The organism is Skermanella sp. (assembly GCF_059503625.1).
Genome location: NZ_JCACHA010000242.1, coordinates 1 through 3,178 on the forward strand (window position 1 = coordinate 1; position 3,178 = coordinate 3,178).

Below are 3,178 nucleotides of genomic sequence, written 5' to 3' on the forward strand. Positions count from 1 at the left end.
AGTTGCGCCAGGCCTTGCCCGCCGGTCTGGCGCAGGAACGCGGCGGTGCGATCATCCTCAATCCCGATGAGGAAGTACAGGCGCGCCTCCATCTGGTCTTTCGCCTGTTTCATGACCTGGGGAGCGCCCATGCCGTCGTGCGATCCCTGCGGCGCGCCGGATTGGAACTGCCGATGCGGCCGTTGCGGGGACCTGCTCCGCACGTGGTGGTATGGCGGCCAGCCGACGGCAGCCGGGTGCTCAGCATCCTGAAGAACCCGGGGTATGCTGGAGCCTACGTCTACGGCCGGCACTGGCAGGATCCCGGTCGCCGGCGCTCCGGGTCGCCGCGCAGCGGGACGGTGACGCGGGCTCCGGAGGATTGGCCGGTGTGTCTGATCGACGCCCACCCCGGCTACATCAGTTGGGAGGAGTTCATGGCCAACCGCAAACGGCTGTCGGACAACATCAACCGCTATGAGGCCAATCACCGGGGCGCGCCGCGCAAGGGCATGGCCCTGCTCCAGGGCATTGCCGTCTGCGGACGCTGCGGACGTCGGATGACGCTGGGATATTCCGGCCCGCACGGCGAATACCCGGTCTATCGCTGCTGCGCCGACAAGAGCCAGCGTGGCGATCCAACCTGCCAGGAAGTCCGCGCCCTGCCGCTCGACGCCGAGGTCGAGCGCCTGATCCTGGCGGCGCTGGCGCCCGATCAGGTGGCGCTTGCCGTCGCCGCCCTGGGCGAGATCGAGGAGGAGGCCCGCCTGCTGGAGCGGCAATGGGCGCTCAAGCGCGAGCGCGCCCGGTATGAGGCGGAACGCGCCCGCCGCCAGTACGACACGGTCGAACCAGAGAACCGGCTGGTCGCCCGGTCGCTGGAACGGGGCTGGGAGGAACGGCTGCGTGCCGTCGAGCAAGTCGAGGAGGAATACGAACGCTGGCGCCGGGAACAGCCGCTGGCGCTGGACGACGCCGGCCGGGCCGAGATCCTGGCGCTCGGCGAGAGCGTCGATGACGTTTGGCATGCGCCGACGACGACCGCGGCGGATCGCAAACGCATCGTGCGCCTTGTCCTCCAGGAAGCCATCCTGGACCAGAAGCGGTCGCCTGGTCGCGTCCTGGTCCGCCTGGTCTGGCAGACCGGAACCGTCAGCGATCATGATTTTCGGCGCACGGTGCACGCCTACGACAACTATGCCCAGGTTGAGGAACTGGAGAGCCGGGTGCGCGCCCTAAACGCGGCGGGCAGGATGGACGCCGACATCGCTGCCATCCTCAATGCCGAGGGTTTTCTGACACCGCGCGGCACGGTCTTCGAACATAAGCTCATCTATCTGCTACGCAAGCGGTGGAATATTCCGACCGTCAAGATCAACGGAATGGCCCCCAATCCGATGCGCTGGCCAGATGGGACCTACTCGATCCAGGGAGCGGCCGAGGCACTCGGAATCACGGGTCAGACCATCTTCAAATGGTTGAAGAGGGGACGGCTTTCCGGCCATCAACTTGCCAGGGGTATGCCCTGGCAGATCACACTCGACGAGGAGCGGATCCCGGAGTTGCGGGCCTTGGTACGACAGATCAACCTATCACGGAGGAAGGCATCATGAAGTCGTTGGGTCCCCGATCGCCTGATGCCAGCTGGATAGCGGGATTTGGGAGGCCAGAATGATCGAGCCGCGGTCATGGCGGTCATCGACAATCTCCATCAGATCCCGCCGCTGGGTCGCGGTCAGTTCGCTCATCATCCCGTCGTCGAGGATCAGGAGATCGACCCTGGCAAGCCGCCGCATCAGAGCGCCGGCTCCTGAGCCAAGACGCGCCGTCGCGATGTCGTCCAGCAGGCGCGACAGCCGGGTGTAGAGCACGCTGAAGCCCTCCCGTGCCGCCTGATTGCCGAGCGCGCAGGCGATCCAGGTCTTGCCGGTGCCGGTCGCCCCGCTCAGGATCACGTGGCGGTGCTCGGTTATCCAGCGGCAGGTGAACAGATCGCGGATCAGGCCCTTGTCCAGGCCGCGGGTCGCCTTCAGATCCAGGTTCTCGAAGCAGGCCGCCTGCCGCAGGTGAGCGCGCTTGAGCCGCATCTCCAGAGCGGCATTGGTGCGGTCGGCCGTTTCCCGCTCGATCAGCAGGGCGAGCTGATCATCGAAGTCGAGCCGGCCCCGGTCGTCCAGTCCTGTCAACTCCTGCAGTGCCCGGACCATGCCGAACAGACGCAGGGACTTTAGTTTCTCCAGATTGGCGTGATGCATGATTTTTCTCCGGGCAGTCAGTGGTAGTAGGCCGGGCCGCGCAGGTTGGCATGGGCACCAAGGCCGCCGGCGGCATCCTCCACGGCCTCGATCCGGCCCCTGGCCAGCAGGTGCTGGACGAAGCGGTATGAGCGCACGTTGGCGCTCATTGCCGCCGTTGCGGCGGCCTGCAGAGCCACGGTGCCGTGCAGCCGACCCAGTCGCAGCAGGCCGGCAACCTGACGTGCGGCCTGGTCGGGATGATCGGCATCGGCGAAGATCCTGTCGGCCAGCAGCCCGAGCGCGCCGCCGAGACCGGCGGCCTCGGCCCGGACTGCCTTCGGCGTCAGCAGCACCGCGGCGCAGTGATTGGGCGGCCGATGCTCGTCGAGCGTCACCGTCGCCCGCCCCGGTTCGGCATCCTGGCGGGCATGGGCCGCAACCCGCTGGCCCTTGTGGAAGATGCTGACCAGACTGACCGTGCAGAACACATCGACGTGCCGGCCGATCAGCCGGTAAGGCACCGAGTAGGCCACGCCCTCGATGCTGACGTGGTAATCGGGCGCCAGTTTGTAACGGAACCAGCGGCCGATCACGAAGGGCTCCGCCGGCAGCGGCATCAGGAGCGGCTTCTCCTGCTCCTCGAACAGCCTGCGCCGGGTCAGCGTCCTGTTGGTCGTCAGCGGCCGCGCGTTGACCGCGGCGACCAGCTCCCGGATCGCCGCGTTGGCTTCGTCCAGCGTGAAGAACACGCGGTTGCGCAGTGCCGCCAGCACCCTGGTCTCAACAATCTGGACGCCCTTTTCGGCGGCGGCCTTGTCTTTTGGACGTCGCACCCGCGCTGGAACAACGCCGGTGCCGTAATGGCGCGCCAACTCATGATAGGAGCGGTTGACCACCGGATCGTAGAAGCTGGCATGGGTGATGCCGGTCTTGAGATTGTCGGGCACCAGCTTGGGCACGAC

Annotated in this window: 3 protein-coding genes; 1 reads left to right on the plus strand and 2 read right to left on the minus strand. The window is 66.7% G+C overall.

Translation table 11 applies throughout. The features are described 5' to 3' along the window. Nucleotides 1-1,592, plus strand: a 1,592-nt coding sequence (locus tag AC5JJ6_RS05865) for a recombinase family protein (protein ID WP_496041144.1), incomplete at its 5' end; no start/stop codon positions are given. Here the strand turns inward: AC5JJ6_RS05865 and AC5JJ6_RS05870 are convergent. Together AC5JJ6_RS05870 and AC5JJ6_RS05875 are read right to left on the minus strand one after the other, a co-directional pair. Continuing rightward, the gene (locus AC5JJ6_RS05870) at nt 1,587-2,234 is read right to left on the minus strand and encodes an ATP-binding protein (RefSeq protein ID WP_496041145.1); all 648 of its coding nucleotides are present in this window, start codon (nt 2,232-2,234) and stop codon (nt 1,587-1,589) included. The genes AC5JJ6_RS05865 and AC5JJ6_RS05870 overlap by 6 nt on opposite strands. A gap of 17 nt (nt 2,235-2,251) precedes the next feature. Further along, nucleotides 2,252-3,178, minus strand: a 927-nt coding sequence (locus tag AC5JJ6_RS05875) for a Mu transposase domain-containing protein (RefSeq protein WP_496041146.1), incomplete at its 5' end; no start/stop codon positions are given.